Origin of the sequence: Kitasatospora sp. NPDC058406 (assembly GCF_042722765.1) — a bacterium.
Lineage (GTDB): Bacteria > Actinomycetota > Actinomycetes > Streptomycetales > Streptomycetaceae > Kitasatospora.
Genome location: NZ_JBHXKE010000467.1, coordinates 1 through 2,546 on the forward strand (window position 1 = coordinate 1; position 2,546 = coordinate 2,546).

A 2,546-nucleotide genomic window follows, 5' to 3' on the forward strand; every position below is an offset into this window, starting at 1 on the left:
TCGACCAGAACGTGACGGTGGTGGGCCCGGCGGACTCCGACGACCCGCCGCCGGAGGCGCAGGCCGAGGCGGCGAGGGCGAACGCGGACGCCAGGCTGAGGGCGGCGAGTCTGCGGCGCAGTGGTGCCATGGGTGGAACTCCTCGTGCGGGGGCTGCGGGCGGGTCGACCGCGCCGAGTGTGTGCAGGGGGGAGATCGGATCCGTGTCGCGGTCCGGGTTCGAGGCAGGGTGGTGAACCCTCGCCGTAACACGTGAGGCCATGAGGCGTAACGTATGCGATATACTAAAAGAATGCCAGTGGTGTTGCCGATTCGTGTTCTCGTCGAGACCGGCCCTCCGCCGGCCGGGCCGACCTCTCGTCGCGCGTCGCGCCTCGCACCGGCGCCCGAACTGATTGCAGCCGGCCGCCGGGCGCTCCGCCGGGGTGAGCTGGGAGCTGCCTGCCGCCCCCCTGTCGCCCGATGGTGCGTCAGCGTCAGGTCCACCGCCCGATGGCCACTGCGTCGGGTTTTGCGAGACTTGGCCACTGGCTCCGCCCTGGGGCCCTTCGTCAGCCGGCTTGTGATGTGCGGGGCCACCGGGTCGGGCGGGGCGGGGGACTCAAGGGGCATGGGCGACACCGCCTCGACGCTCCCCTGCGAGGCGAATCGGGCACGGCCTTGCCTCCTCGACCGGCCGGCCACGAGGCGGCTCACCGCAGGGGGAGTTCTCCGTCGCGCCTCGCGAAGAGCGCTGATCACGCGACGGGGCCTCCGGCGGCTCGGCGCCTGTCCGGGGTGTCCACCCAGTGTTGCCGGATGATCCCGCCATGCGGCGGTGGCGTGCCTCGGCAGCGTCATGACGCTCGGACCGACAGGCGGACGCGGCGTTCATCGCGGGAGAAGGCCCGCGGGCCCCGGCACCAGCAGGAGTTGGTGCTTGCCGTCGAGCACGGCGCTGACGAGCGCCGCGAATTGGGGCCGGGACCGGTGGCCTCTCGAGGACGGGTGGGCCTGGTCCAGGTAGAACACCGGAGCCGGCAGACCGAGCCGAGCGGCGAGGCGCTTCAGCATTTCGCGGCCCCCGGAGGCTGCCGTCGGGTTCTGCGAATGGCTGCACAGTTAGGTGGCCGGTCGCAGCGCGGGGGTGTCAGGTGCACGCATGTACTGGCTCCACAGGGTTCGAGGAGGCGCCCGGACCGGGGGGTGGACCTGGCGGTGCGGGCTGGGCGGTCGATCGCAGTGGTCGGTGAGAGGGAACGGGAGGCGCCTACCCGACCCCTGGGCGGGGAGGGTGGATCGGACGCCTGCCCACTGCGGAGGCAGGTTCAGGAGTGCAGGAGCACTCTGTGGGGCGTGCCCGTGTTGCGCGGAGGTCGGCAACGGGTGACGCCAGGACTCGCAGCTCTTGGTTTGCACGCCCCTATGCTCAGCGTGTCCGCGGCCGTCAGCCGTGCTGTGCAGAATACCCGCCAAAGCCGGGCATTCAAGATGCAGATGCCCGAGATGTTCGGCTCGATCGGCCGGCGACGAGCCCGGAGCCGCCGACAGAGGCGCCGGAGCCTCGATGGGGAACTTCGGGGAAAGCCACGCGGAGCGTCGACCGGGATGTACCAATCCCCCATCACGGGCGTCTGCGATCAGCTGGGACCCGACGCGCCATTCATCGGTGGGCCGCAGGACGTCGGGAGATGACCGGCACCCCTCGCGGGAACTTCGTATATCCAATACCATTCTGTTGTGGGCGCCTCCGCGCAAGCCGCCACTTTGGGCGGTGCGACAATCCCGGCCTCAGCGGCAGTGCGCAGAATTACACCCGGGTTGACAGTGAAGGAGTCGATGCCATGCTTCGCAACGGCCTGGAGCCCTGGCACGTTGTGGTCATGATCCTCGTGATCGTGCTGCTCTTTGGTTCGAAGAAGCTTCCTGATGCGGCACGGGGGCTCGGTAGAACTCTGCGCATCCTCAAGGCCGAAACGAGAGCCTTGCACGAGGACGACCCGGCCGACACGACCGCCAGCACCGCCACGGATCCCGTGATGCCAATCCTCCCGACGCCGGAATCCCAAGCCCCGACCTGTCACGTCACGCCGACCCACCACCCCGGCAACTCCTCGACGGCGCGATCGCAGACCTGATTGGACAACTCCTGACGTCATCGACAACGACGTCGAGGTCCTCCAAGGCCCCGACGAAGTCCCCAACTACGACCGACCGATCGGCCATGGCAGCCTCAGCTGGTGCGACCTGCAGCAATGGCGGCAGAACGCCGCCGCACCCCTCTTTGACAGTCTCGACTGAGACGCCTGGCATGTCGGGTTACTGAGGTTTTCGTTCCGTTGTCGGTGGTGACAGGTAGTGATCCCTGCGGTATGCCGGTGGTATGCGGTACGCGCAAGGTGGGGGCCTGACCGCTGAGACTTTCCCGCTTGTCAGGTCACCGCCCTCATGGGAGAGAACGGCGCCGGCAAGTCCACCCTCCTCAAAATCCTCACCGGCGACCACCAACCCACCGAAGGCCACGTCGTCCTCGACGGCCACCGCATCGACCTCGCCTCACCCGCCCA

1 protein-coding gene and 1 pseudogene are annotated in these 2,546 nt (G+C 68.7%); both read left to right on the forward strand.

Translation table 11 applies throughout. The features are described from left to right. Positions 1-1,823: 1,823 nt before the first annotated feature. A complete protein-coding gene (gene tatA / locus ACFWOG_RS40545; RefSeq protein WP_380364739.1) occupies positions 1,824-2,117 on the forward strand; it encodes a Sec-independent protein translocase subunit TatA in 294 nt (97 codons plus the stop codon). Positions 2,118-2,415: 298 nt separating this feature from the next. Continuing rightward, positions 2,416-2,546: pseudogene (locus ACFWOG_RS40550) on the forward strand (ATP-binding cassette domain-containing protein); the annotation flags it as partial.